General features: G+C 70.8%; 21 protein-coding genes and 4 tRNA genes. 14 read left to right on the top strand and 11 right to left on the bottom strand.

Annotated features, from left to right (window positions below):
* Positions 1–5: 5 nt before the first annotated feature.
* The 3 genes from M1R94_RS14960 to M1R94_RS14950 all read right to left on the bottom strand — a co-directional run bounded on the left by M1R94_RS14960 (position 6) and on the right by M1R94_RS14950 (position 2,960).
* The gene (locus tag M1R94_RS14960; RefSeq protein ID WP_249382512.1) at positions 6–560 is read right to left on the bottom strand and encodes an HIT family protein; all 555 of its coding nucleotides are present in this window, start codon (positions 558–560) and stop codon (positions 6–8) included.
* Positions 561–563: 3 nt separating this feature from the next.
* Positions 564–2,564 carry a threonine--tRNA ligase gene (thrS, locus tag M1R94_RS14955; RefSeq protein ID WP_249382511.1) on the bottom strand — a complete coding sequence of 667 codons (2,001 nt, stop codon included), beginning with the start codon at positions 2,562–2,564 and terminating at the stop codon, positions 564–566.
* A 324-nt stretch (positions 2,565–2,888) separates the two neighbouring features.
* Positions 2,889–2,960: transfer RNA gene (locus tag M1R94_RS14950), tRNA-Val, on the bottom strand.
* A 152-nt stretch (positions 2,961–3,112) separates the two neighbouring features.
* On the opposite strand from M1R94_RS14950, the gene M1R94_RS14945 reads away from it, so the two are divergent.
* Positions 3,113–3,541 (top strand): SsgA family sporulation/cell division regulator, encoded by a 429-nt coding sequence (locus tag M1R94_RS14945; RefSeq protein WP_249382510.1) that lies wholly within the window; start codon positions 3,113–3,115, stop codon positions 3,539–3,541.
* A gap of 25 nt (positions 3,542–3,566) precedes the next feature.
* Here M1R94_RS14945 and M1R94_RS14940 read toward each other — a convergent pair whose 3' ends face one another.
* The gene (locus tag M1R94_RS14940; protein WP_249382509.1) at positions 3,567–4,421 is read right to left on the bottom strand and encodes an aminotransferase class IV; all 855 of its coding nucleotides are present in this window, start codon (positions 4,419–4,421) and stop codon (positions 3,567–3,569) included.
* Between the two features lie 44 nt (positions 4,422–4,465).
* On the bottom strand, positions 4,466–5,554 hold the full coding sequence (locus M1R94_RS14935; protein ID WP_249382508.1) for a chorismate-binding protein: 1,089 nt from the start codon (positions 5,552–5,554) through the stop codon (positions 4,466–4,468).
* A 141-nt stretch (positions 5,555–5,695) separates the two neighbouring features.
* On the opposite strand from M1R94_RS14935, the gene M1R94_RS14930 reads away from it, so the two are divergent.
* The 5 genes from M1R94_RS14930 (at position 5,696) to M1R94_RS14910 (ending at position 8,946) form a co-directional block, all read left to right on the top strand.
* A tRNA-Gly gene (locus M1R94_RS14930) sits at positions 5,696–5,767 on the top strand.
* 52 nt (positions 5,768–5,819) lie between these two features.
* Positions 5,820–5,890 (top strand) — tRNA-Cys (locus tag M1R94_RS14925).
* Positions 5,891–5,929: 39 nt separating this feature from the next.
* Positions 5,930–6,004 (top strand) — tRNA-Val (locus tag M1R94_RS14920).
* Between the two features lie 213 nt (positions 6,005–6,217).
* On the top strand, positions 6,218–7,972 hold the full coding sequence (locus M1R94_RS14915) for an AMP-binding protein (protein WP_249382507.1): 1,755 nt from the start codon (positions 6,218–6,220) through the stop codon (positions 7,970–7,972).
* Positions 7,969–8,946 (top strand): bile acid:sodium symporter family protein, encoded by a 978-nt coding sequence (locus M1R94_RS14910; RefSeq protein WP_249382506.1) that lies wholly within the window; start codon positions 7,969–7,971, stop codon positions 8,944–8,946. The genes M1R94_RS14915 and M1R94_RS14910 overlap by 4 nt, the downstream gene beginning before the upstream one ends.
* A 70-nt stretch (positions 8,947–9,016) precedes the next feature.
* Here the strand turns inward: M1R94_RS14910 and M1R94_RS14905 are convergent, their stop codons facing one another.
* Positions 9,017–10,330, bottom strand: a complete 1,314-nt coding sequence (locus tag M1R94_RS14905) for a multidrug effflux MFS transporter (RefSeq protein ID WP_249382505.1) — start codon at positions 10,328–10,330, stop codon at positions 9,017–9,019.
* 300 nt (positions 10,331–10,630) lie between these two features.
* Here M1R94_RS14905 and M1R94_RS14900 point away from each other — a divergent pair, with 300 nt between their 5' ends.
* Together M1R94_RS14900 and M1R94_RS14895 are read left to right on the top strand one after the other, a co-directional pair.
* Entirely contained in the window at positions 10,631–11,338 is a 708-nt protein-coding gene (locus M1R94_RS14900) for a HEAT repeat domain-containing protein (protein ID WP_249382504.1), read from the top strand.
* Between the two features lie 258 nt (positions 11,339–11,596).
* Positions 11,597–12,427 carry a hypothetical protein gene (locus tag M1R94_RS14895; RefSeq protein WP_249382503.1) on the top strand — a complete coding sequence of 277 codons (831 nt, stop codon included), beginning with the start codon at positions 11,597–11,599 and terminating at the stop codon, positions 12,425–12,427.
* A 22-nt stretch (positions 12,428–12,449) separates the two neighbouring features.
* Here the strand turns inward: M1R94_RS14895 and M1R94_RS14890 are convergent, their stop codons facing one another.
* The gene (locus M1R94_RS14890; RefSeq protein ID WP_249382502.1) at positions 12,450–13,979 is read right to left on the bottom strand and encodes a serine/threonine protein kinase; all 1,530 of its coding nucleotides are present in this window, start codon (positions 13,977–13,979) and stop codon (positions 12,450–12,452) included.
* A 195-nt stretch (positions 13,980–14,174) separates the two neighbouring features.
* Here M1R94_RS14890 and M1R94_RS14885 point away from each other — a divergent pair, with 195 nt between their 5' ends.
* Both M1R94_RS14885 and M1R94_RS14880 read left to right on the top strand, forming a co-directional pair.
* Positions 14,175–15,143: a universal stress protein gene (locus M1R94_RS14885; protein ID WP_249382501.1), complete on the top strand. Its 969-nt coding sequence runs from the start codon at positions 14,175–14,177 to the stop codon at positions 15,141–15,143.
* Positions 15,143–16,447 carry a hemolysin family protein gene (locus M1R94_RS14880; protein ID WP_249382500.1) on the top strand — a complete coding sequence of 435 codons (1,305 nt, stop codon included), beginning with the start codon at positions 15,143–15,145 and terminating at the stop codon, positions 16,445–16,447. The genes M1R94_RS14885 and M1R94_RS14880 overlap by 1 nt, the downstream gene beginning before the upstream one ends.
* A 31-nt stretch (positions 16,448–16,478) precedes the next feature.
* Here the strand turns inward: M1R94_RS14880 and M1R94_RS14875 are convergent, their stop codons facing one another.
* Entirely contained in the window at positions 16,479–16,760 is a 282-nt protein-coding gene (locus tag M1R94_RS14875; protein WP_249382499.1) for a hypothetical protein, read from the bottom strand.
* A 192-nt stretch (positions 16,761–16,952) separates the two neighbouring features.
* Between M1R94_RS14875 and M1R94_RS14870 the strand changes: the two genes are divergently transcribed.
* Positions 16,953–18,002, top strand: a complete 1,050-nt coding sequence (locus tag M1R94_RS14870; protein ID WP_249382498.1) for an LLM class flavin-dependent oxidoreductase — start codon at positions 16,953–16,955, stop codon at positions 18,000–18,002.
* Positions 17,999–18,703, top strand: a complete 705-nt coding sequence (locus tag M1R94_RS14865; protein WP_249382497.1) for an NADPH-dependent F420 reductase — start codon at positions 17,999–18,001, stop codon at positions 18,701–18,703. Before M1R94_RS14870 ends, M1R94_RS14865 begins: the two co-directional genes overlap by 4 nt.
* A gap of 55 nt (positions 18,704–18,758) precedes the next feature.
* Here the strand turns inward: M1R94_RS14865 and M1R94_RS14860 are convergent, their stop codons facing one another.
* A complete protein-coding gene (locus M1R94_RS14860; protein WP_249382496.1) occupies positions 18,759–19,118 on the bottom strand; it encodes an ArsR/SmtB family transcription factor in 360 nt (119 codons plus the stop codon).
* 93 nt (positions 19,119–19,211) lie between these two features.
* Between M1R94_RS14860 and arsD the strand changes: the two genes are divergently transcribed.
* Together arsD and arsA are read left to right on the top strand one after the other, a co-directional pair.
* Positions 19,212–19,592, top strand: coding sequence for an arsenite efflux transporter metallochaperone ArsD (gene arsD / locus M1R94_RS14855; RefSeq protein ID WP_249382495.1), 381 nt, complete (start codon positions 19,212–19,214; stop codon positions 19,590–19,592).
* A complete protein-coding gene (arsA, locus tag M1R94_RS14850) occupies positions 19,586–21,412 on the top strand; it encodes an arsenical pump-driving ATPase (protein WP_308199914.1) in 1,827 nt (608 codons plus the stop codon). The genes arsD and arsA overlap by 7 nt, the downstream gene beginning before the upstream one ends.
* On the opposite strand, the gene M1R94_RS14845 is transcribed toward arsA, so the two are convergent.
* Together M1R94_RS14845 and M1R94_RS14840 are read right to left on the bottom strand one after the other, a co-directional pair.
* On the bottom strand, positions 21,394–22,512 hold the full coding sequence (locus tag M1R94_RS14845) for a sensor histidine kinase (RefSeq protein ID WP_249382494.1): 1,119 nt from the start codon (positions 22,510–22,512) through the stop codon (positions 21,394–21,396). The genes arsA and M1R94_RS14845 overlap by 19 nt on opposite strands.
* Positions 22,509–23,150: a winged helix-turn-helix domain-containing protein gene (locus M1R94_RS14840; RefSeq protein ID WP_249382493.1), complete on the bottom strand. Its 642-nt coding sequence runs from the start codon at positions 23,148–23,150 to the stop codon at positions 22,509–22,511. The genes M1R94_RS14845 and M1R94_RS14840 overlap by 4 nt, the downstream gene beginning before the upstream one ends.
* Positions 23,151–23,245 lie beyond the last annotated feature (95 nt).

Raw genomic sequence — 23,245 nt, 5'->3', positions numbered from 1 at the left:
CGGCCTCACCGCTCCCGTTCGACAGGCCAGGCCGCAGCCAGGCGGTCGCGGGTCTGGGCGAGCAGCTCGGGCAACGCCTTGGTGCGACCGACGATCGGGAGGAAGTTCGCGTCACCGGTCCATCGCGGCACGACGTGCTGGTGCAGGTGAGCGGCGATCCCCGCCCCCGCGACCGCGCCCTGGTTCATGCCGAGGTTGAAGCCCGCCGGGTTCGAGACCGCCCTCAGCACGGACATCGCCTCGCGGGTCAGGTCGGCGACCTCCCCGACCTCCTCGGGCGTGAGGTCGGTGTAGTCGGCCACGTGCCGGAAGGGGCACACCAGCAGGTGACCCGGGTTGTACGGGTAGAGGTTGAGCACCACGAAGGCCAGGGTCCCCCGGTGCACGACCAGCGCGTCGGTGTCGGGCCGCTGCTGGACGGCGCAGAACGGGCAGTCGGTGTCCTCACGGCCCGGGACCGGGGTCGCGTCCCCCGCGATGTAGACCATGCGGTGGGGGGTCCAGAGGCGCTCGAACGAGTCGGGCTCGCCGGCGAAGTGCTCAGGCGGGTCGGGGTGCATCGCTCAGACCTGGACGCGGTCACGCACCGCGGCCACGATCCGTTCGACGGCCTCGGCGACGAGCACGCCGTTGTCCTGACGGCCGTCTCGGTACCTGAACGAGACCGCGCCGGCCTCGACGTCCTCGCCTCCGGCGATCAGCACGAACGGGACCTTCTGGGTGCTGGCGGTCCGGATCTTCTTGCCGAAGCGGTCGTCGGACAGGTCGAGCTCGGCCCGGATGCCGTGTCCCCGCAGCTGCGCGACGACGTCGGCCAGGTAGTCGTTGAAGGGCTCGGCGACGGGTACCGCGACGACCTGGACCGGGGCGAGCCAGGCCGGGAACGCCCCGGCGTAGTGCTCCGTGAGGACACCGAAGAACCGTTCGATCGAGCCGAACAGGGCACGGTGGATCATCACCGGGCGCTGGCGGGAGCCGTCCGGGGCGGTGTACTCCAGGTCGAACCGCTCGGGAAGGTTGAAGTCGAGCTGGATGGTCGACATCTGCCACGTCCGGCCGATCGCGTCCCGGGCCTGGACGGAGATCTTGGGACCGTAGAAGGCAGCGCCACCGGGGTCGGGCAGGAGGTCCAGGCCCGAGTCCGCGCCGACCTCCTGGAGGGTGCGGGTCGCCTCCTCCCAGATCTCGTGCGAGCCGACCGACTTCTCCTCGTTGCGGGTCGAGAGCTCGAGGTAGAAGTCCTCCAGCCCGTAGTCCTTGAGCAGCTGCAGGACGAACCGCAGCGTCGCGGAGAGCTCATCCTTCATCTGCTCGCGCGTGCAGTAGATGTGGGCGTCGTCCTGGGTCATCCCCCGCACCCGCGTCAGCCCGTGGACCACGCCGGACTTCTCGTACCGGTAGACCGACCCGAACTCGAAGAGCCGGAGCGGGAGCTCCCGGTACGACCGACCACGCGAGGCGAAGATCAGGTTGTGCATCGGGCAGTTCATCGGCTTGAGGTAGTAGTCCTGCCCGGGCTTGCGCACCGTGCCGTCGTCATCGAGCTCGGCGTCGACGTGCATCGGCGGGTACATGCCGTCCGCGTACCAGTCCAGGTGGCCGGAGGTCTCGAACAGGTGCCCCTTGGTGATGTGCGGGGTGTTGACGAACGAGTACCCCGCCTCGATGTGCCGGGCGCGCGAGTAGCTCTCGAGCTCGTTGCGGATGATCCCGCCCTTGGGATGGAACACGGGAAGGCCCGATCCCAGCTCGTCGGGGAAGGAGAACAGGTCCATCTCGGCGCCGATCCGGCGATGGTCGCGCCGCTCGGCCTCCGCCAGCCGGTCCAGGTGGGCACGCAGCGCGTCCTTGGTGGGCCAGGCCGTGCCGTAGACGCGCTGCAGCTGGGGGTTCTTCTCCGACCCGCGCCAGTAGGCGGCGGCCGAGCGAGTCAGCTGGAAGCCGTTGGCGATCAGGCGTGTGCTGGGCAGGTGCGGGCCGCGGCAGAGGTCCTGCCAGACGACCGACCCGTCGCGCCTGAGGTTCTGGTAGATGCTCAGACCGCCGAGGCCGACCTCGACCGTCGCGCCCTCACCCGCCTCGTCGGCGCTGCCCTTGAGACCGATCAGCTCGAGCTTGTAGGGCTCGTCGGCGAGCTCGGTACGTGCGTCGAGCTCGGTGACCTCGCGACGGCGGAACGTCTGCCCTTCCTTGATGATCCGCTGCATCACCTTCTCCAGGGCCTTGAGGTCCTCCGGGGTGAACGGCGTCTCGACGTCGAAGTCGTAGTAGAAGCCGTCGGTGATGGGCGGGCCGATGCCGAGCCTGGCTGAGGGGTTCACCTGCTGCACGGCCTGTGCCAGGACGTGCGCGGCCGAGTGACGGAGCACGGCCAGACCGTCCGGGGACCCGATGGTCACGCCCTCGACGGTGCTTCCTGCGGTCAGCGTGACGTCGAGGTCGACCAGCTCGCCGTCGACCCGCAGGACCACGACGTCCCTGCGGTCGCTGAAGAGCTCGGTCCCGGTGCTCCCGGACTCCACCGTGCGCTCGGCGCCATCGACGGACAGTGTGATCTGTGACACGGTGAAGCTCTCCTCGCGATGGGCTGCGGGGTCGATGCTACCGACGAGACGACACCGGCGATGACCGCGCTGCCATCAGGCCTGTCGGCTCGGGGTCGGGCACCGCAGGACAGCCCGTGCGCTCTGGCGACCGACGACGATCCACCTGGTGTCGCACGCACCCGCCACTGGGCCGGACGGGTGAGGTGGAGGGCGAATATTCACGGGCCGCGCGCACTGGGCCAAATGGGTGAAGCGCGATTCTGACCTGCGAAGTCACCTGCGGTCAGAGCCTCTACGACCGTAGACTCCGCCCATTCGGCGGATCTCCTCGATGGTGCTGGGTGGGCGATACTGGGTTCGAACCAGTGACCTCCTCGGTGTGAACGAGGCGCTCTACCACTGAGCCAATCGCCCGTCAGGCGTTCAAGCAGTTCGCATGACGTCGCCAGCGATGTTAGCGAACCAAATGCAGTCTGACGAACGCGGCCCCGGTGAGTCGGCGCCGACCATGAGAGCGGGGAACCGGTGAGGGCAGTGACGACCGAGGGACGAGGAGGCGCGTGGCGATGAGAGGTTCGACGCAGGACGTCTCCGAGGCTGTCCCCATGCACCTCGTGCTCTCCGACGCGAGCGTGCTGCCGGTGACGGCCGCACTGAGCTTCGGGGTCTCCGACCCGTACACCGTCCGGGTCGAGTTCTCCGGGGCGAGCTCGACGTCGACCTGGTTGATCGGTCGTGAGCTGATGGCTCACGGCGTCCTGGCCGACTCCTCTGCTCCTGCCGGTACCGGCGACGTCCGCATCTGGCGCGACGACGACCCGTCCTACCTGCTGATCTCACTGAGCGGCGTCGAGGGCGATGCGCTCCTCGCCGGCGCGGCCGAGCCGTTCACGCGGTTCCTGGCCTCGACCGTCGCCCTGGTGCCGTTCGGTGAGGAGAGCGATCGGATGGAAGACGAGATCAGCCGGCTGATCGTCAGCCTGCTCGACGCCTGACGCTGCCGGCCCCTCCCCGCGGGCGTCACGGGTCCAGGTCGCGCGCCTCCCCGTCGAGGTAGACCTCACGGACCCGCGCGGACAGCGGCCCGACGGCCACCGGACGTCCGTCCAGTGCGACCACCGGGACCGCGGTCCGCACCGATCCGGTCAGCAAGAGCTGTGCCGACCCCGCCGACACCTCGTCGAGCACGGCGTACGGGAGCTCGCCGTCCAGCGCCTCACGGACGGGCAGCCCGGCCGCCGCAGACCACTCCAGGACCAGCTCGCGGGTGATCCCCGCCAGGCAGCCCGAGCTCAACGGTGGGGTCAGGAGCTCCCCGTCGCGCTCGACGAAGACGTTCGACCCGGTGCCCTCGCACAGCTCCCCGACGGTGTTGGCCAGCAGTGCCTCGTCCGCACCGACCTGGGCCGCCCGGGCCAGCGCGACCACGTTCTCGGCGTAGGACGTCGTCTTCAGCCCGGCCACCGCGGACCGCTCGTTCCGGGTCCACGGGACACGGGCGACGCGCGCGGTCGAGGCAGGCCGCGCAGGACCAGCGACGACCAGGAGGGTCCGGCGACCGGGGGTCCTGCCCGACCCGAGCGGACCCTGCCCCGCGGTGACCGTGATCCGCACCCGTCCCACCGTGGTTCCCGCGGCGAGCACCTGGTCGACGGCGTGACGCACCTCGTCGAGATCGGGGGCCTCGAGCCCGAGCCCCTGCGCCGACCGCTGCAGGCGTGCCAGGTGGCGGGTCAGGGCGTAGGCGCTGCCGCGCACCACCCCACAGGTCTCGAACACGCCGTCACCCACCGTCACGCCGTGGTCGACGGCCGTCAGCACCGACTCGTCCGGTTCACGCAGACGCCCGTCTGCCCACACCACCATGTCCGTCATACGGCTCTCCCTCGTCGTCCGGTCCGTCCGATCATCGCTGCTGGTCAGCCCGGGGCGCTCGCCAGACCGATCAGACGGTCCGCCTTGAGCTCGGTCTCCGCCCACTCGGCCGCTGGATCGCTTCCCCAGGTGATGCCTGCGCCCGTCCCGAAACGCAGCAGCCCGCCGTCCTCAGCGGTCCACCAGAACGTCCGGATGCCGACCGCGATCTCAGCCCGGCCCGAGTCGGCGTCGATCCAGCCCACCGCACCGCAGTACGGACCCCTGGGCACGGGTTCGAGCCGCTCGATCGCCGTCACCGCCGCCCGCTTCGGAGCGCCGGACACCGAGGCCGGCGGATACGTCGCGTCCAGGATCCTTCCCCAGGGAGGCATGGCGCTCACGAGGCGGCCCTGGACGGTGGAGACCAGGTGGACGAGGCCGGGATGCTGCTCGACCTCGAGCAGCCCGACCACCTCGACCGTGCCCGGTACGCACACCTGCTGCAGGTCGTTGCGCACGAGGTCCACGATCATGATGTTCTCCGCACGGTCCTTGTCGGTGAGCCCGGCAGGGGTCGAGGCCGTGCCCTTGATGGGCCCCGAGGCGATCAGTCCACCCTCGACCCGCAGGAAGAGCTCCGGGGAGGCAGTCACCACCCAGACGGGTGGGAGATGGCGTCCCCCCGGGACGTGCACCAGCCCCGAGTACGGGGCCGGGTTGCCCCGAGCGAGCACGCTGGTCAGCGCCTCCGGGTCAGGCTCGCGCCCGTCGAGGGCTGCCAGGGGTGCCTGGAGCACACGGCAGAGGTTGACCTGGTAGACGTCCCCGGACCGGATCGCGCGACGGATCTCGGTCACCGCCGCCTGGTAGGCGCAGCTGCCCAGTGACGACGCCCAGGTCGAGGCCGGCGGACCGGTCCAGGCGCGCGCCGAGCCGGGTCGGTCCACCGGCACCGACTCGGGGTCGCGCTCCACCTCGGCGAACCGCCAGGCGCGGACCCGGCCCTCGAAGTCCCCGACCACGGCCCAGAACCCGCCACCGTCCAGGCGATGGGACTCGGTCCGCAGGTCGATGCACTCCACGGCGCCGACAGCACTGATCCCCGCGAACCTGGCAGTCCCCGACGCTCGGCGCAAAGGGTCAGCAGGCACCGGGTCACCGTAGCGCCGACACCTCCACCAGCAGCTCCGCGCGACGTGACACGGCGACGAATCGCACCGGTTGGACTCTCGTCCTGGCCGTCGGTTAGAGTTCGGGACGCACACGACGCCGGCTCGTCCGGAACGTGTCGCGCGGACGTGGCTCAGTGGTAGAGCATCACCTTGCCAAGGTGAGGGTCGCGGGTTCGAATCCCGTCGTCCGCTCGAAGGCGCAATCCCTGGAAGGCTTCACGCCTGACGTGGACCACAGCCTTGCGGTGGAGTGGCCGAGAGGCGAGGCAGCGGCCTGCAAAGCCGTCCACACGGGTTCGAATCCCGTCTCCACCTCGCATCAAGCAGCAGTGCAGCAGCACCGGCAGTACCCATGGGCGATTGGCGCAGCGGTAGCGCGCTTCCCTGACACGGAAGAGGTCACTGGTTCGATCCCAGTATCGCCCACCAGCATCGCAGCAGGTCACAGGCCGTTCCGGAGAGATCCGGGGCGGCCTTCTTGCTGCTCTGCCCAGAGAGGTGCATCAGGAGCGGGCGTCACGGTCCTCAGCCCGGACGGCCCCGTCCGCGTGATCCAGCGGTTCGGTGCCGATCTGCGGACCGTGGGATGATCGGTGCCAGACGGGCCGACGAGGTGCCCCGTCCCGGTAAGGATGCGGCCTGATGACCGATTTCCCTTGGGTGAAGAGCTACCCGGACGACACCGGGCCGGACATCGCAGAGGTCGCCGAACGCAACCTGCCCGAGCTGTTGCGACGGTCGGCAGGCACGTACAGCGACGACATCGCCTTCACCCAGGTGATGGCCAACGGGATGAACGGCTCTCTGCGCTACCGCGAGGTCGACCGGCTGAGCGACGAGATCGCCGTCTACCTCCGCGAGGTCCTCGGCCTGCAGGTCGGTGACCGCGTCGCGGTGCAGATGCCCAACTGCCTCAGCTACCCGGTCATCGCCTTCGGCGTCCTCAAGGCAGGCTGCGTGCTGGTCAACACCAACCCCCTGTACAAGCGCGAGGAGATGACACACCAGTTCGCCGACTCGGGCGCGCGGGCGCTGTTCATCAGCGACATGTTCACCGACCGCCTTCCCGAGGTGCTGCCGAAGACGTCCGTCGAGACCGTCGTCACGGTGCCGATCTCCACGTTCCTCCCCACCGTCATCGCCGGCATCATCCGGGTCACCCAGAGGTACTGGCAGCGCTCGATCCCGCAGATCGCCGTGGACCACACCCCGCTGCGGTCTGCGCTCGCCCAGGCGCGCGAGCGGCAGCACGTCGGCGCGGATCTCGACGCCTACCTGGCGGAGGTGGACCTCGATACGGTCGCAGCGCTGCAGTACACCGGCGGGACCACCGGGGTGTCGAAGGGCGCCATGCTGACGCACCGCAACTTGGTGACCAACACGCGGCAGATGCTCCAGATGCTCGGCACGCACGTCCGGCCCGGCGAGGAGACGGTCCTGACCGCCCTGCCGCTCTACCACATCTTCGCGTTCACGGTAAACCTGCTGGGCTTCCACACCTTGGGCGGGCGCAACCTCCTGATCCCGTCGCCACGGCCCCCGAGCAACCTCAAGCGGGCGTTCGAGAACTACCCGATCACCTGGCTGACCGGCGTCAACACGCTGTTCAACGCGCTGCTCAACGAGCGATGGTTCATCGAGCACCCGCCACGCTCGCTGCGCGCGTCCGCGGCCGGCGGCATGGCGCTGCACGCCTCGGTCGCCGAGCGATGGCGTGAGGTGACCGGCACCCCCATCGTCGAGGGGTACGGACTGACCGAGTCCTCCCCGGTGCTGACCTTCAACCCCCTGGGCGGCACGATCAAGGACGGCTCGATCGGCATCCCGGTGCCCTCGACCGAGGTCCGGTGCGTCGCCGAGGACGGCACCCCTCTGGGCCCTGGGCAGCCGGGTGAGCTCGTCGCCCGAGGCCCCCAGGTGATGCTGGGGTACTGGCAGCAGCCGGAGGAGACCGCCGCGACCGTCAGGGACGGGTGGCTGTTCACCGGCGACGTCGGCGAGATGGACACCGACGGCTTCTTCCGGATCGTCGACCGCAAGAAGGACATGGTGCTCGTGAGCGGGTTCAACGTGTACCCCACCCAGGTGGAGGCCTGCCTCACGACCATGCCGGGGATCCGGGACGCCGCGGTCGTCGGTGCCCCCGACGAGCAGACCGGCGAGTCCGTCGTCGCGTACCTCGTCGCCGACGAGCCTCGGCCCAGTGCGTCCGAGGTGGTTGCCTACTGCCGCGAGCATCTCGCCGCCTACAAGGTGCCGCGGAGCGTGGAGTTCCGGGACGAGCTGCCCATGAGCAACATCGGCAAGATCCTGCGCAGAGAGCTGCGCGACGACCCGCCGTCGGTCGACGCGTCACGTCCTGCACCAGGATCCGACCTGGAAGCGGAGCAGTCATGACGGGCGCCGCACCCCTCGCGGTCGTGCTGGGCATCACGGGACCGCCGGCAGACCATCAGGTGGTCACCGACTTCGAGCAGGTCATGCTTGTCGCCCTGGTCTTCGTCATCATGTTCGGCCTGGGTGCTGGTCTCACGCCGCGCGACTTCTCCTCGGCGCTTCGGCGGCCGCAGGGCCTCGTGATCGGGTGGCTGACCCAGTTCGGCATCATGCCGCTCGTGGCCTTCCTCCTCGTCCTCGTGTTCCTCCTGCCGCTGCCGCAGGAGTACGCGGTCCCGGTGGCCATCGGTGCGCTGCTGATGGGCTCGGTACCCGCCGGCACCACGTCGAACATCTTCACGTACTTCTCGAAGGGGAACCTGGCGCTCAGCGTCATGATGACGACCCACTCGACGTTGTGGGCTCTGGTGATGACGCCGTTGGCGCTCCTGCTGTACGGCAGCCGCTTCCTGCCGCCCGACTCCGAGCTCCAGATCCCGATCGAGAACATCATCGTGACGCTGGTGATCCTCCTCGTCCCCGTGGTCATCGGGATGGTCATCCGCCGCTACAGCGCGAACATCGGTGCGGTGCTGGAGCTGATGGGTGGCCTGGTCGGCCTCTTCTTCATCGTGTTCCTCCTGGTGACGTGGGTGCCCCGGAACTGGGTCCTGCTCACGATCACCCCGTGGCAGGTGTACGCGGTCTCGGTGCTGCTCGGCCTGGTCGGCATCACTGCCGCCTACCTGATCTCCAAGGCGATCCGCCTGCACCCGGCGAACGCCCGGACCGTCGCGCTGGAGACCGGTATCCAGAACGGGCCGCTCGCCATCGCGATCGTGCTGCTGACCTTCGCGGACAGCGAGGCTCTCGGGCTCGTGCTCCTGGTGCCGGCGCTCTACTCGTTGTTCATCGTGCTCATCGCGACCGCGGTGACGCTCCGCTTCCGCCGCGCCAACGTCGCCGAGGAGCAGAAGATCCCCAACCTCCTCTGAGGAACCCCGTTCCTGCTGCTCCTGCTCCTCGTCAGCGGTGGGCTCAGGTCACAGCTGAGAGCTGGCCCGCTCAGCGCACCGCGTCGGCGTGCTCCGGGCGTCGCGGGCCTCCGGCCAGGGCGAGGAGGTCGGCGGGGACGCCGCTCTGCTGGACGCGCCCGGCGTCGTCGGCCTGCCGGCTCCACACCCGTCGCACACCGACGAGCAGCACCGCGGCCACCGTGATGACCCCGGCCATGACCGCGGCCATCGCGACCGCCGTCTGGCCGAAGAGCCCGGTGACCGGGGCGATAGCAGCGCCGATGCCGAACTGCAGCGAGCCGAGCAGCGCCGCCGCGCTCCCGGCCCGGTGCGCGTTCGCCGCGAGGGCGATGGCCGGTACCGAGGGGAAGACGAACCCGGCCGTACCCAGGATGGGGACGAGCAGCGCGATGATCGGCCACAGCCCTCCACCCATGAGCGTGACCACCAGCAGCGCGACGGAGAAGACGAGACCTGTCGCGACGGCACCCGCCAGGATGCGTTCCGGGGTCACCCGACCCAGGAGTGCGCCGTTGACCTGGCTCCCGATGGTCAGCGACAGGGACCCCGCACCGAAGACCAGGGCGAACTGCTGCGCGTTGAGACCGAACCCGTCCTGCAGGACGAAGGTCGAGCTCGAGACGTAGGTGAACAGGGCCGCGATGTAGAACCCGGACAGCAGTCCGAGACCCAGGAAGGCCCGGTCGGTGAGCAGCCCCGCGTAGGAGGCCAGCGCCGCCCGCGAGCCACCGACGCGACGCTTCTCGACCGGCAGCGACTCCGGCAGGACGAAGAGCACCAGGACCAGCAGCAGCACACCGAACCCGGCCAGGAAGGCGAACATGACCCGCCACGAGCCGAGCAGCAGCATCTGCGCCCCCAGGATCGGGGCGAGGATCGGCGCCACACCGACGATGAGCATCAACCGGGCCATGACCTTGCCCATGGCCACACCCTCATACCGGTCCCGCACCATCGCCATCGACACGACCATGCCCGCCGCACCGGAGAAGCCCTGGACGAAGCGCAGGACGGTGAGGGCCTCGATCGACGGCGTCGCGATGATCGCGACGGAGGCCACGACGTACACGGCGAGGGCAGCGATCAGCGGAGGACGCCGGCCGTAGGCGTCCGAGACCGACCCGATCAGCAGCTGGCCCAGAGCCAGCCCGGCGAGCGTCGCGGTCAGCGTGAGCTGGACCCTGGCCGGGGTGGTCGCGAGCTCGCTGGTGATCTGCGGGAAGGCCGCGAGGTAGAGGTCGATCGTCAGCGGGCCGATCGCCGTGAGCGAGGACACCAGCAGGACGAAGCCTGCGCTGATGCGCGCCCGGCCGTGCGAGAGGGCCGGAGCCGACGTGGTCATGTCCTGCCGAACGGCGCCGAGGCCGTCGCCATTCCCGTGCCGCCCACGCCCGGACCAGGGCATGCCCGTCGGCCGGCTCCCGTGGCCGACCACGAGCGCAGGACGATCGTCCCTGGAGACTCACGGTCGACCGGATGACGCTTGACGCACCAGGGCGACCTCGCCACCAGGCGCGGGGCACCGTTCGCGGCCGCGGCTCCACGGCCTGGGATCTCATGAAGCACAGGTCGCCGGCCGAGGTGCCGACCGGGTCCTTGTCGTAGGGGCGTCGTTCGCCGCACACCGGACCAGGGTGGATCCATGAACCGGGTGGAGCAGTACCGCCGTTCGCTACGGAGGTTGCCGTCGACCGGCTGGCCGGCCTACCTGTCGGAGCACTCCGGCCTACCGGGTCCACGCGGCAACATCGAGCTCGCCAAGGCCCTCGCCGAGGAGGCCGACCCGTCGGTGCTGGACGCTCTCCTGTCCGGAGAGGACGAGTACCTCGTGTTCTGCGGAGTCGTCGGCCTCGGTCGGCGTCTTGCCGACGGTGCCGCCGGTGCCGACGGCGACCTCGAGCACCAGCTCCACGCTCACGCGAGCGACGGTCGCTGGCGGGTGCGTGAGGCCGTGGCCATGGCTCTGCAACGCCTCGGCGACACCGACCCCGCACGGATGTTCCGTCTCTGCGCGATCTGGGCCGGTGACCCCGACCCGCTGGTCCAGCGCGCGGCGGTCGCCGGCGTCTGCGAGCCTCGGCTGCTGGATGGTCCGGACGCAGCCCGGGTCGCGGTCGACATCTGCGAGCTGGTGACCAGGTCGCTGGCCGCCCGGCCACGTGAGGAACGCCGCCGTCCCGAGGTCCGCGTGCTGCGCAGGGGGCTCGGCTACTGCTGGAGCGTCGCGGTGGCGGCCGATCCGCGGCTCGGGCTCCCGCGTCTTCGCGCGCTCCTGGACTCTCCAGACCCCGACGTCGGCTGGATCGTGCGGGAGAACCTCAGCAAGGCACGACTGTCCCGGCTGCTGTGAGTCCAGGCAGACGACGAGCTTTCGCAGTCCTCCACCCTGGGTGGGCCCTCGTCGCGGCGTCCCCTGCTGGCGGTTCCACCACACCACCCGTCGCGTCTCCCCCGTCTGCTGTGTCGCGGGCCAACCGAGGCTGAAGGTCTCTTCGCCGAGAAGCGTGCGGGTGGGCCGTCCTGCGCCACACTACGAGGTGGGCAGCCGCGCCCGTCGCGTCGACTGAGACCGGCGGGCGCGGGTCACCTCGCGAAGGAGGGATCGCTGGTGGCAGTGGCAGCGAGGTACCAGGCCGACGTCGAGACGATCCTTGCGACGCGGCACGACAACGGTGCGGACCACTGGACGACGCCCGACGGGGGACTCGCGAAGGGTGGCCCGTTCTCCACGCTCGAGGCCCCGCTCCTCCTCGTCGAACTGGGCGTCGATCCCACCGATCAGGTGCTCCAGGAGGCAGCCGGGGCGATCTGGCGGGCGTGGCGGAAGGACGCCCGATTCAGAGTGTCACCGTCGGGCACGATCTACCCGTGCCAGACCATCAACGCTGCTCGGGCACTGGCGGCCCTGGGACATTCCGAGGACTCGCGACTGCAATGCACCTTCGATCAGCTCCTGTCGACGCGTCACACCGACGGGGGTTGGCGGTGCGCCAAGTACTTCTTCGGTCGAGGACCTGAGACGGAGGCCTGCAACCCCGGGCCGACCCTCGCGGCTCTCGACGCCCTCCGGGTCGCCGGGCTGGCGAGCCTCGCACCACCCCAGACCGTCGAGGTCCTGCTCGCGCACTGGGTGAGTCGACAGCCCCTCGGCCCGTGCCACTACGGCATCGGCACCCTGTTCCTCCAGGTCGAGTACCCGTTCGCCGGCTACAACCTCTTCCACTACGTGCACACGCTGTCGCACTACGAGCAGGCGAGGAACGACCGCCGCTTCAGCGAGGCGCTCGGCACGCTGCAGTCGAAGCTCGTCGACGGACGGATCGTCGTCGAACGTGTCCACCGCAAGCTCGGCGCGTTGGCCTTCTGCCGCAAGGGAGAGCAGACCGAGCTGGGGACGGCGCGCTACCGCGAGATCGTGGCGAACCTCGCCGACGGGTGACCGACGTCTCGCAGCGCGCTCGTCAGTCGTCGTCGTCCTCGTCGTCCTCGTCGTCGTCGCCGTTCCTGCTGCCCTTGTCCTCGTCCGCGGCGGGCTCGCCCCAGCCCGCGACGAGCGCGGCCCGGAGCACGGCTCCCTCCTCGGGGCTCAGCGCGCCGTCTACGACCCGTTCGTCCACCCTGCGAACCATCTCGCCACTTCTCTTCGCCGCCTTGTCGTCCTCGTCCTTCTCGACGGCCTCGAGGATCCTCTCCCACCGCTTGCCGAGGTCCGCGCGCACATCGTCCTCGACGTCCAGGGTGGCCAGCAGTGCGGGGACGTCCTCGACGGCGACCGGTCCAGACGGCACCTCGGCGGGCGGCTCCTGGGCCGGCTCGTCCACCGGTTCCTCCTGGGGACCGGCGGGCACCTCGCCGCCCGCGACAGGTGGGTCCGAGTCCCCGGGGACCTCGGGCGAACCCGTGCCGAGAGCGATGGCGGCCACCGCGAGCACGAGCACCAGAACCCCCGCCGCGATCAGCAGACCCGGCGACCGACGGCGCCGGGGTCCGGGTTCGGACGCGGCAACCGCGACACTCGAGTCCGTCGCCGATCGCCGAACCGGGATCGAGGGCGGCAGGGCAGGTGTGACCGCTGCGATCGCAGACCTCCCGCCCGGGGTCGCCGACGCTCCCGCAGCGCCTACGGGCAGGACCTTGGTGCCACCGTCCACGGCTGCGGACGCCGCCGATCCGGCCATCGACGAGGCGATCGTGCCCAGGAGCTCCTGGGCCTGCTCGGCCGTCGGACGCGCGGCCGGCTCCTTGGCGAGCAGCCGGCTGACCAGGTCGTCCAGGGCGGGCGGCAGCTCGGGCCGCACGTCCCGGAGCCGGCGGGGCGTCGCGGTGACGTGCTGGCGCAGCACGTCCATCGGGTCCTCGCCCGTGAACGGTCCGCTGCCGGTGAGCAGCGCTGTGAGGAAGCACCCGACGGCGTACATGTCGCTCGCCGGTGACGCGCGGCCGCCGTCGGCCTGCTCCGGGGCGACGTACTGCGCCGTCCCCAGGACGGTGCCGACCGCGGTCAAGGACGCCTGCGCGGCCCGGGTGACGGCGGCGATGCCGAAGTCCACGACGGTCACCTGACCGCCGTCGACCACGACGTTGCCCGGCTTGACGTCGCGGTGCACGATCCCGGCTGCGTGCGCCGCGGCCAGGGCGCCGCTGACCCTCTCCCCGATGCGCACCGCGTCATCGACCCGCAGCTGGCCATCGCGCAGCACAGCTGCCAGGTCCCGGCCGGCGAGCAGCTCCATCACGAAGAACGCGGTGCTTCCCTCGACGCCGGCGTCGTAGACGGTCACGATGTCCGGGTGGACCAGGGTCGCGGTCGCGACCGCCTCCCGCTGCAGGCGCTCGGCGAGGGTCGGGTCGTCCGCACCCGCGAGGTCCACGGTCTTCACCGCGACGAGCCGCTCCAGGACGGAGTCCTGGGCCTCCCACACCTGCGCCATCCCGCCGCTGCCGATGAGGCGGCGCAGCTCGTACCTGCCCTGCAGAACCCGGGTTGCCATACCTGATCATCCCGCGGCGCCGCGCTTCCCCTCGCCGCGGGAGGGCGTCGCCCGCTCCGGCAGCACCCCAGAGGCCGTTCCGGAAAGGCGGGTGGGCTCCTTGCTGCTTTGGGCTCCCCTCGACGACTCCCTCGTGCCATCGTGGTCAGATCGAGAGCCGGCCCGTGAGCAGCCGGTACGGAGGGAGCAGATGTCGTGGGCGCAGACGAGGGAGTCGGCTCGCTGGACCACTCGGGCCCGGTCGTCGTCGGGATCGACGGGTCGTCCTCGGCGCAGGCCGCCGTCCTGTGGGCGGCGACCGAGGCCACAGCCCGTGGGCGGGTGCTGCGCATCATCCACGCGGTCGGCCAACAGGCGATCCTCGTCGTCGATCCGGAGGCGACACCCGGGGCGGACGACGAGCCACGGCCAGGAGGTCCGCGACGGCTCCTCGACGACGCCGTCGAGCACGCACGGACGGCCGGGCCCCACCTCGTGATCGAGACCCGCCTCGCGACCGGCGCGCCGGCCGCCGCGCTCCTCGACGAAGGCACCAACGCCTGCCTGGTGGTGCTGGGCAGCCGCGGACTCGGCGGCTTCACCGGGCTGCTCCTCGGATCGGTCGGTGTCCAGGTCGCAGCACACGCACGCTGTCCCGTGGTCGTCGTGCGCCCGACGGTCGCCACCTCGTCGGCACGGTCGTCGGGCCGTGTCGTGGTCGGTGTCGACGGCTCGCAGGCCTCGGATCGCGCCCTGACGTTCGGGTTCGCGGCCGCGGCCAGGAGGTCGCTCGGCGTCACGATGGTGCGGGCGTGGCAGCCGCCGGTGCCTGTCCACCCCTCGCTGCTGATCCCGCTCGAGGACCTGCACGAGGCCGAGCACCTCCAGCTGCTGGCCTCGCTCGCGACCGTTCGGCAGCACTACCCGGGGGTCGACGTGACCATCGCCCTGGTCAACGACCACCCCGCTCACGCGCTCGCGGTCGAGTCCGACGGCGCCAGCCTGCTCGTCGTCGGCTCGCGGGGGCTCGGCGGCTTCGCCGGGTTGCTGCTCGGTTCGGTGAGCCAGGCTGTCCTGCGCCACGCCCGGTGCCCCGTGGCGGTCGTGGGGCCGGGCCCGACCGCGGATGACCCGACCGGTCCGAGCGCGCTCCCTCGACCGATGTCCGCAGGGGACGGCACCTGATGGACCAGGGCACCCTGCTCAACATCGGCCTGGTCCTGGTGTTCATCCTGATCGGTGGCGTCTTCGCAGGTACGGAGATCGCCCTGGTCTCGCTGCGGGAGAGCCAGATCAGGCAGCTCGAGAACCAGGGTTCACGCGGGGCGCGGGTGGCATCGGTCGCCCGCGACCCCAACCGGTTCCTGGCAGCGGTCCAGATCGGCGTGACCGTGGCCGGGTTCTTCTCCGCCGCCTACGGCGCCACCACCCTGGCACCGGACTTCGTCCCCGTGCTCGAGAGCGCCGGCCTGTCCACCGGGCCGGCGCGGACCGTCGCGCTGATCACCTTGACCCTCGTCATCGCGTACCTGTCGCTCGTGCTCGGAGAGCTGGTCCCCAAGCGGTTCGCGCTGCAGCGTTCCCAGACCGTCGCCCAGATGGTCGGACCGGCCCTGGACCGTTTCGCCACGGTGATGCGCCCGGTCGTGTGGCTGCTGTCGGTCTCGACCAACGCCGTCGTCCGCCTCCTCGGGGGTGACCCGACCGCGAGGTCCGAGGAGATGACGGAGGAAGAGCTGAGGGAGATCGTGGTGGCCCACCAGAGCCTCACCGACGACGAACGACGGATCCTCGGCGATGTCTTCGACGCGGCAGACCGGTCCCTCGGCGAGGTGATGCGCCCCCGGGGCGAGGTCGCCTTCCTGGTCGGCGACACCCGGGTCGACCAGGTGCTGTCGACGGTCCGGAGCCGCCCCTACTCGCGCTACCCGGTCATCGGGGCGAACTTCGACGACGTCATCGGCGTGCTGCACGTCCGAGACCTGCTCGACGCCGTCCCGTCCACCCTGGTCAGAGACCTGACGCGCGACATCCTGCACCTGCCCTCGACCGCCCACCTCCTGCCGTCCCTGTCGCAGATGCGGAGTGAGGGCCGCCACCTGGCCGTGGTCGTCGACGAGTACGGCGGCACAGACGGCATCGTGACCCTCGAGGACCTCATCGAGGAGCTGGTCGGAGACATCCGCGACGAGTACGACGTCATCGTCCCGGTCCGGTCGACCTCGACCGACGGCACGCTCACCGTGGATGCCAGCATCACGATCGAGGAGTTCGCCGAGCAGACCGGCGTGCAGCTCCAGGACGGGCCCTACGAGACCGCCGCGGGGTACGTCGTCAGCCGCCTGGGCCGGGTCGCCACGGTCGGGGACTCGATCACGGTCGATCGGCACGACCTCGTCGTCACCGAGACCGCAGGCAACCGGCTGACCCGCCTCCAGGTGATCCCGCCCCCGACCAGCAACCCGACCAGCGGCGACGCGGCCGGCTGACCGTCGCCCGCCCACGTACCTGCGTGCGGGCTCAGGGCGAGAATCGCGTCGCGACGAGGACGAACATCATCATCATCATCGCCAGCACACCGAGGGCCACGCCCGCGACCGCCGGGAGCAGACGACTCGACTGACGGGTCTCGTAGCGGCGTACCCCCACGGCGCCCAGCGTGATCGCCGGCAGCGCGGTCAGCACGGCGACGATCTCCCCGATCATCGGGACGAACGACGAGACCAGCGCGACGACACCCAGGGTCAGGGCCCACTCCCCTGCCGCCTCGCCGGGCAGGCGAGGCCCAGATCGTCCGGTCATGGTCTCGCGGGTCCGTCCTTCGCTCGAGGCTGGGCGCGAGCCTAACCCCGTGCGAGCCGATCCCGCCCTCATGCCACGTCAGCGACGCACTCTCGATCGGCATGGCCGCCACGTTCGGGAATCCCCCGATCGGATTGACGGTTCAACCATATCGACGCACGATCGTGGCGTCGACACCAGGGAGGACCCGTCATGACCACCGTGCAGCTCGGCCTGGACACCTTCGGCGACGTACCGACCGACGACTCCGGCCGCGTGCTCAGCTATCCCGAGGCGATCCGTCAGGTGCTGGAGGAAGCCGTCCTCGCGGACCAGGCCGGGGTCGACGTCATCGCCCTGGGCGAGCACCACCGCCCCGAGTACTCCGTCTCCTCCCCCGAGACCGTGCTGGCGGGCATCGCGACCCGCACCTCACGGATCACCCTGGCGTCAGGCGTCACGGTGCTCAGCTCGGACGACCCCGTCCGGGTGTTCCAACGGTTCGCCACCGTGGACGCGCTGTCGCAGGGCCGGGCGCAGGTGATCCTCGGACGCGGGTCGTTCACCGAGTCGTTCCCGCTGTTCGGCTACGACCTGCGCGACTACGACGTGCTCTTCGAGGAGAAGATCGACCTGTTCGCCCGGCTCCTGCGCGAGGAGCCGGTCACGTGGACCGGCACCACCCGACCGGCGCTCGACCAGGCCGACGTGTACCCCAAGACTGCCGGCGGGCTCGACACCTGGGTGGGTGTCGGCGGCTCACCCCAGTCGGTCGTCCGCGCCGCGCGCTACGGGATGCCCCTCATGCTCGCGATCATCGGCGGCGAGCCCGAGCGGTTCCGCCCGTACGTCGATCTGTACCGGCGGGCCACCCGGCAGCTCGAGACACCGACCGGCCCGGTCGGGATGCACTCGCCCGGCTTCGTCGCGGACACCGACGACCAGGCGCGGGAGACCTACTACCCGACCTACAAGCAGATGCGCGACACCATCGGTGCGCTGCGCGGGTGGCCTCCGCTGGGGCGCGTGGAGTTCGACCGCGAGGTCGAGCACGGGTCCCTCTACGTCGGATCTCCCGAGACGGTCGCCCGCAAGATCGCCCGTTCCGTCCAGGCCCTCGACGTCAGCCGGTTCGACCTGATCTACACCGCGGGCCGCCAACCCAGCGGCGCGCGTCTGCGCTCGGTCGAGCTGTTCGGCACACGTGTCGCACCGATGGTCCGCGACCTGATCGCCGACTCCGACGCCGGAGCGGCAGCATGACGCAGGCGGTCCGGACGTTCGGGATCCTCGGCGCCGGCAAGCTCGGCACCGTGCTGGCACGCCTGGCGGTCGCGGCCGGCTACGAGGTGCTGGTCGCCGGACCGGGCGAGCCGGACAGGATCCGCCTGGTCGTGGAGGTGCTCGCGCCCGGGGCCGTGGCGACCACCGCTGATGACGTCGCCGATCGCGCCGACGTCGTGGTCCTGGCGATCCCGTTGAGCGGGCTGCCCTCCGTCCCCGCGGGCCTGCTGGCCGGCAAGACGGTGGTGGACGCGACGAACTACTGGTGGGAGACCGACGGTGAGCGTCCCGAGCTCGCCGATCCGGCGGTCGCGACCAGCACGCTGGTGGCGCAGGCGCTCCCCCGCGCCACGGTGGTCAAGGCGTTCAACCACATGGGATACCACGACCTGGACGAGGGTCCGCGACCGCCCGGAGCATCCGACCGCCGGGCGATCGCCGTCGCGGGTGACGACGCGGCGGCCGTCCGGCTCGCCTCCATGATCATCGACACCCTGGGCTTCGACCCTGTGCCCGCCGGAGCTCTCGACGACACCGTCAACCTTCAGCCGCACGCCGAGGCCTTCGGGGCCAACGTGGATGCCGCGACCCTGCGGCTGATGATCGAACGGTTCCCCACCACCGCGCGCGGCCGCCTGGTCGCGGCCGGTCGCGCCTCAGCACAGGTGGGCCTGCGCTGACCGTGACCGCTGCGCCCGTTCGCTCACGAGCCGGACGGGGACCCTCCGCTCCGACCTATGCCATCGCACCACCCAGGACCTCGGACAGGCTCTCCAGCGCACCCGGCACCACGCTGTAGTGCACCCAGGTCCCCCGCCTCTGGCTGGTCACCAGGCCGGCCTCCCGCAGCACCTTGAGGTGGTGGGACACCGTCGGTTGACTGAGCCCGAGCGGTTCTGTCAGGTCGCACACGCACGCGGTGCCCGACTCGTGGGCGGCGATCAGGGAGATCAGACGCAACCGCGCAGGATCACCGAGCGCCTTGAACCGCGCAGCCAGCGCGGACGCCCGGTCCACGTCCAGGGGCGCGCCGACCAGTGTCGGGCTGCAGGCCGACACGTCGAGCACAGGGAGCAAGGTCGGGACGGAGGTCATGGTTCCAGCATCCACCTTGGATTGACACTTGTCGATATAGGCATAGGCTGAATCGACAGCCATCGATCCGTTCCGTCGTGGAGGCACCCGCACATGAGCACCATCGAGATCTTCGAGCCCGCACTGTGCTGCAGCACCGGCGTGTGCGGCCCCGACGTCCCCCAAGAGCTGGTCACCTTCTCGGCAGACCTGGACTGGCTGACCAGCCAGGGCGCCGATGTCACGCGGTTCAACCTCGCCACCGAGCCGGTCGCCTTCGCAGGCAAGCCTGCGGTCCTGGACTTCTTGCAGGTCTCCGGATCGGAAGGGCTGCCTCTGGTGCTGGTCGACGGGGCGGTCGCCATGGCCGGTCGCTACCCGAGCCGAGCCGAGCTCGCACGCTGGGCGAAGACCCGCTCGCCCGAGCCTGCACCGGCCACGCTGCCGATGGCCGGTGCCGCAGGCGGCTGCTGCGGGGGTGGCGGCGCGTGCTGACCGAGACCTCCACGACTCCGCCGACCTTCCTGCTCGACGCCCCGCGCTTCCTGTTCCTGACCGGCAAGGGCGGAGTCGGCAAGACGTCGGTCGCCTGCGCTGCAGCGATCTCCTTGGCCGGCGCCGGCCGGACTGTGCTGCTGGTCAGCACCGACCCGGCGTCGAACGTCGGCCAGGTGTTCGGCCTGGAGATCGGGGCGACCGTCACACCGGTCAGGGCCGTCCCCGGGCTGTCCGCCCTGGAGATCGACCCGGACCACGCGGCCGCGACCTACCGGGAGCGGATCGTCGGCCCCGTCCGCGGCCTCCTTCCCGCGGCAGAGGTCAGGCTCATCGAGGAGCAGCTCTCCGGGGCGTGCACCACGGAGATCGCGTCGTTCAACGAGTTCACCGCCCTGCTCACCGGTGACGAGTCCGCGGCCGGGTTCGACCACGTCATCTTCGACACCGCCCCGACAGGCCACACCATCCGGCTGCTGCAGCTGCCGGCCTCGTGGACCGACTTCCTGAACGACGGCAAGGGCGACGCCTCGTGCCTGGGCCCGCTGGCCGGCCTGGACCGCCAGCGCACCGTCTACGCCGCGGCCGTCTCTGCCCTGGCTGACCCCGACCGGACCCGCCTGGTCCTGGTCACCCGCGCCCAACGTGCCGCTGTCGACGAGGTGGCACGGACCCACACCGAGCTCTCCGCCCTGGGCCTTCGCCGCCAGCACCTGGTCGTCAACGCCGTGATGCCTGCACCACGACTCCCGGACACCCTGGCGAACGCGGTGCGCGACCGCGAGCAGGCGGTCCTCGCGTCACTGCCCGCCGAGCTGGCCGAGCTGCCGCGTGACGTCCTGGAGCTCAAGCCCGAGAACATGGTGGGCCTGGGCGCCCTCGCTCGCCTGTTCGAGCCGGGCTCCACCGCTCCGACCGACCCGCAGGAGCCGGACGACGTGTCGCTGCCTGCGGGCGTCGCTTCCCTGGACGCCCTGGTCGAGGAGCTCAGCCACGAGGACCACGGGCTGATCATGCTCATGGGCAAGGGCGGTGTCGGCAAGACGACGATCGCCGCAGCCATCGCCGTGGCCCTCGCCGAGCGCGGCCTCCCGGTGCACCTGACCACCACCGACCCCGCCGCCCACCTGACCCAGACCCTCGCGGGAGCCGTGCCGGGGCTCGAGGTCTCCCGGATCGATCCGGCCACCGAGACCGAGCGCTACCGCCAGTCGGTCCTGAGCCGCAAGGGCGCAGCTCTGGACGAGGCCGGGCGGGCGAGCCTGGAAGAGGACCTGCGCTCCCCCTGCACCGAGGAGATCGCCGTCTTCCGGGCCTTCTCCACGATCGTCAACCAGGGCAGCAGGCGCTTCGTCGTCATGGACACGGCACCGACCGGCCACACCCTGCTGCTGCTCGACGCGACCGGGTCCTACCACCGCGACGCCGCCCGACAGATGGGCACCTCGGCCGCGGCCTTCACCACACCGATGATGCGACTCCAGGACCCCGACCACACCAAGGTCCTCATCGTCACGCTGGCCGAGGCCACGCCCGTGCTCGAGGCCGAGGAGCTCGTCGGCGACCTTCGTCGGGCCGGCATCAGCCCGTGGGCCTGGGTCATCAACAACTCCCTGACGGCGGCCTCGACCACCGACCCGCTGCTGCTGCGCAGAGCCCACGACGAGCAGGCGGAGATCACCAAGGTGCTCCGCGACAGCTCACACCGGTGTGCGATCGTCCCGCTCCTCGCGCACGAACCCGTCGGGATCGCTGCCCTTCGTGCCGTGGCCACCGCCGGGACCGGACAGCCCGTGCCGGACTACGGTCGGACCGCGTGACCCCCGGACGACCGCTGGCCGCCGGCCGGGATCCGCAGCCGGAACGTCGAGCCGTGACCACGGCCCGGTGAGGTGACGTCGATGCTGCCGCCATGGGCCGCGGCGATCGCGCGGGCGATGGTCAGGCCGATGCCGATACCGGTCCGCGTCCGCTCGGAGTCGTCGGAGGGTATCCGGTAGAACCGCTCGAAGACGCGCCCCACGTCCTGCGTCGCGATCCCCGAACCGGTGTCGGCGACCTCGGTCACCACCTCGTCGACCGTCGCGACGGTCATCACCCGGACCATCCCACCCTTCGGTGTCGCAGCCAGGGCGTTGCCCACGAGGTTGGTCACCACCTGCGCGAGCCGGTCGGCGTCCCCGGTCACGATCGCCGGACCGCCCGTCGGCACGACGTCGAGCCGCACCCCGACGTGGTCGAACTGCGGGCGCAGCCGCTCAGCAGCTCCAGCCGCGACCTCGCCGAGATCGGTCACCGCGAGCCGCAGCTCAACACCGCGCTCCTCGGCCCGGGACAGCGCACCGAGGTCGTCCGAGAGCCTGCGGAGCCGTCGGAGCTCACCCGCAAGCTCGGCCATGGTCGCCGCATCAGGCTCGAACACCCCGTCGATCAACCCTTCGACGTAGCCGTCGAGCACCGTGAGCGGGGTCCGCATCTCATGGGCGACCTCGCCGAGCAGGTGGGTCCGCCGTTCCTCACTGCCCGCCAGACGTCGGGTGAGCGCATTGACGTCAGCGACCACCGCCGCGACCTCCTGCTCCCGGGGAAGCTCGAGCTGACCTTCGTAGGACCCCTCGATGAGACGGTGGGTCGCCGCTCTCACGTCGGCCAGCGGTCGCATGATGCGTCGGGCCGACCACGCCCCCGCCACTGCTGCGGTCACGATCCCGGCCAGGACACCGACCAGCACGGCGCCGTTCATCGCGTCGACGGCCGCGGCCCGCAGCGCGCCACCGTGGGACATCGGACCCGTCATCCGGCCGGCCCGCATGTCGTACAGCTGTGGCGCGAGCGCCAGGACGACGAGGTACGCCGTCAGACCGCCGACGACGGCGACCGCCGCGTGGCTGACCAGGAGTCTCGTCGAGAGCCGGTTCATCGTGGCTCCAGCAGGAACTTGTACCCGACACCGCGCACGGTGCCGATGATCGCCGGCGCGGCGGCGTCGTCGTCGAGCTGCTTGCGCAGGTTGCGGATGTGCACGTCCACCACCCGTTCGTCACCGTAGAAGTCGCCACCCCAGACCTGCTCGACCAGCTGCTGGCGTGAGAAGACCCGTCCAGGTGCACGTCCCAGCGCGACCAGCAGGTCGAACTCCAGGGCCGACAGCCGGACCGACCGGTCACCGAGCGCCACCTCCCGCGCCGCGGGGTCGATCGTCAACCCGTCGAAGACGAGCCTGGCGGGAGAGTCGACCTGGCCTCTCCCGCGTCGCAGCACAGCCTTGACGCGGGCGACCACCTCGCGAGGGCTGAACGGCTTGGTGATGTAGTCGTCGGCCCCGACCGCGAGCCCGACCAGAGTGTCGGTCTCCTCGGCCCGGGCCGTCACCAGGACGATGTACACGTCCGAGAAGGTACGGATCCGGCGGAGCACCTCGATCCCGTCGACGTCCGGGAGCATCACGTCCAGGAGCACGAGGTCGGGCGCCCGTCGCCGGACCCTCGCGACCGCATCCTCGCCGGTCGTGGCCTCGATCACCTCGAACCCGTCGGCCATCAGGTACCCGCTCAGCACCCGCCGGATCCCCGGCTCGTCATCGACAACGAGTACCCGCCACACCACGTCGGACCCTTCCCGCGCTCCGCCGGCCGGACGTCTCAGAGGTCCGC

Source organism: Actinotalea alkalitolerans (assembly GCF_023369855.1).
Lineage (GTDB): Bacteria > Actinomycetota > Actinomycetes > Actinomycetales > Cellulomonadaceae > Actinotalea.
The sequence above is the reverse complement of the archived record's forward strand: the minus strand, read 5'-3'. Positions and strand labels throughout refer to the sequence as shown.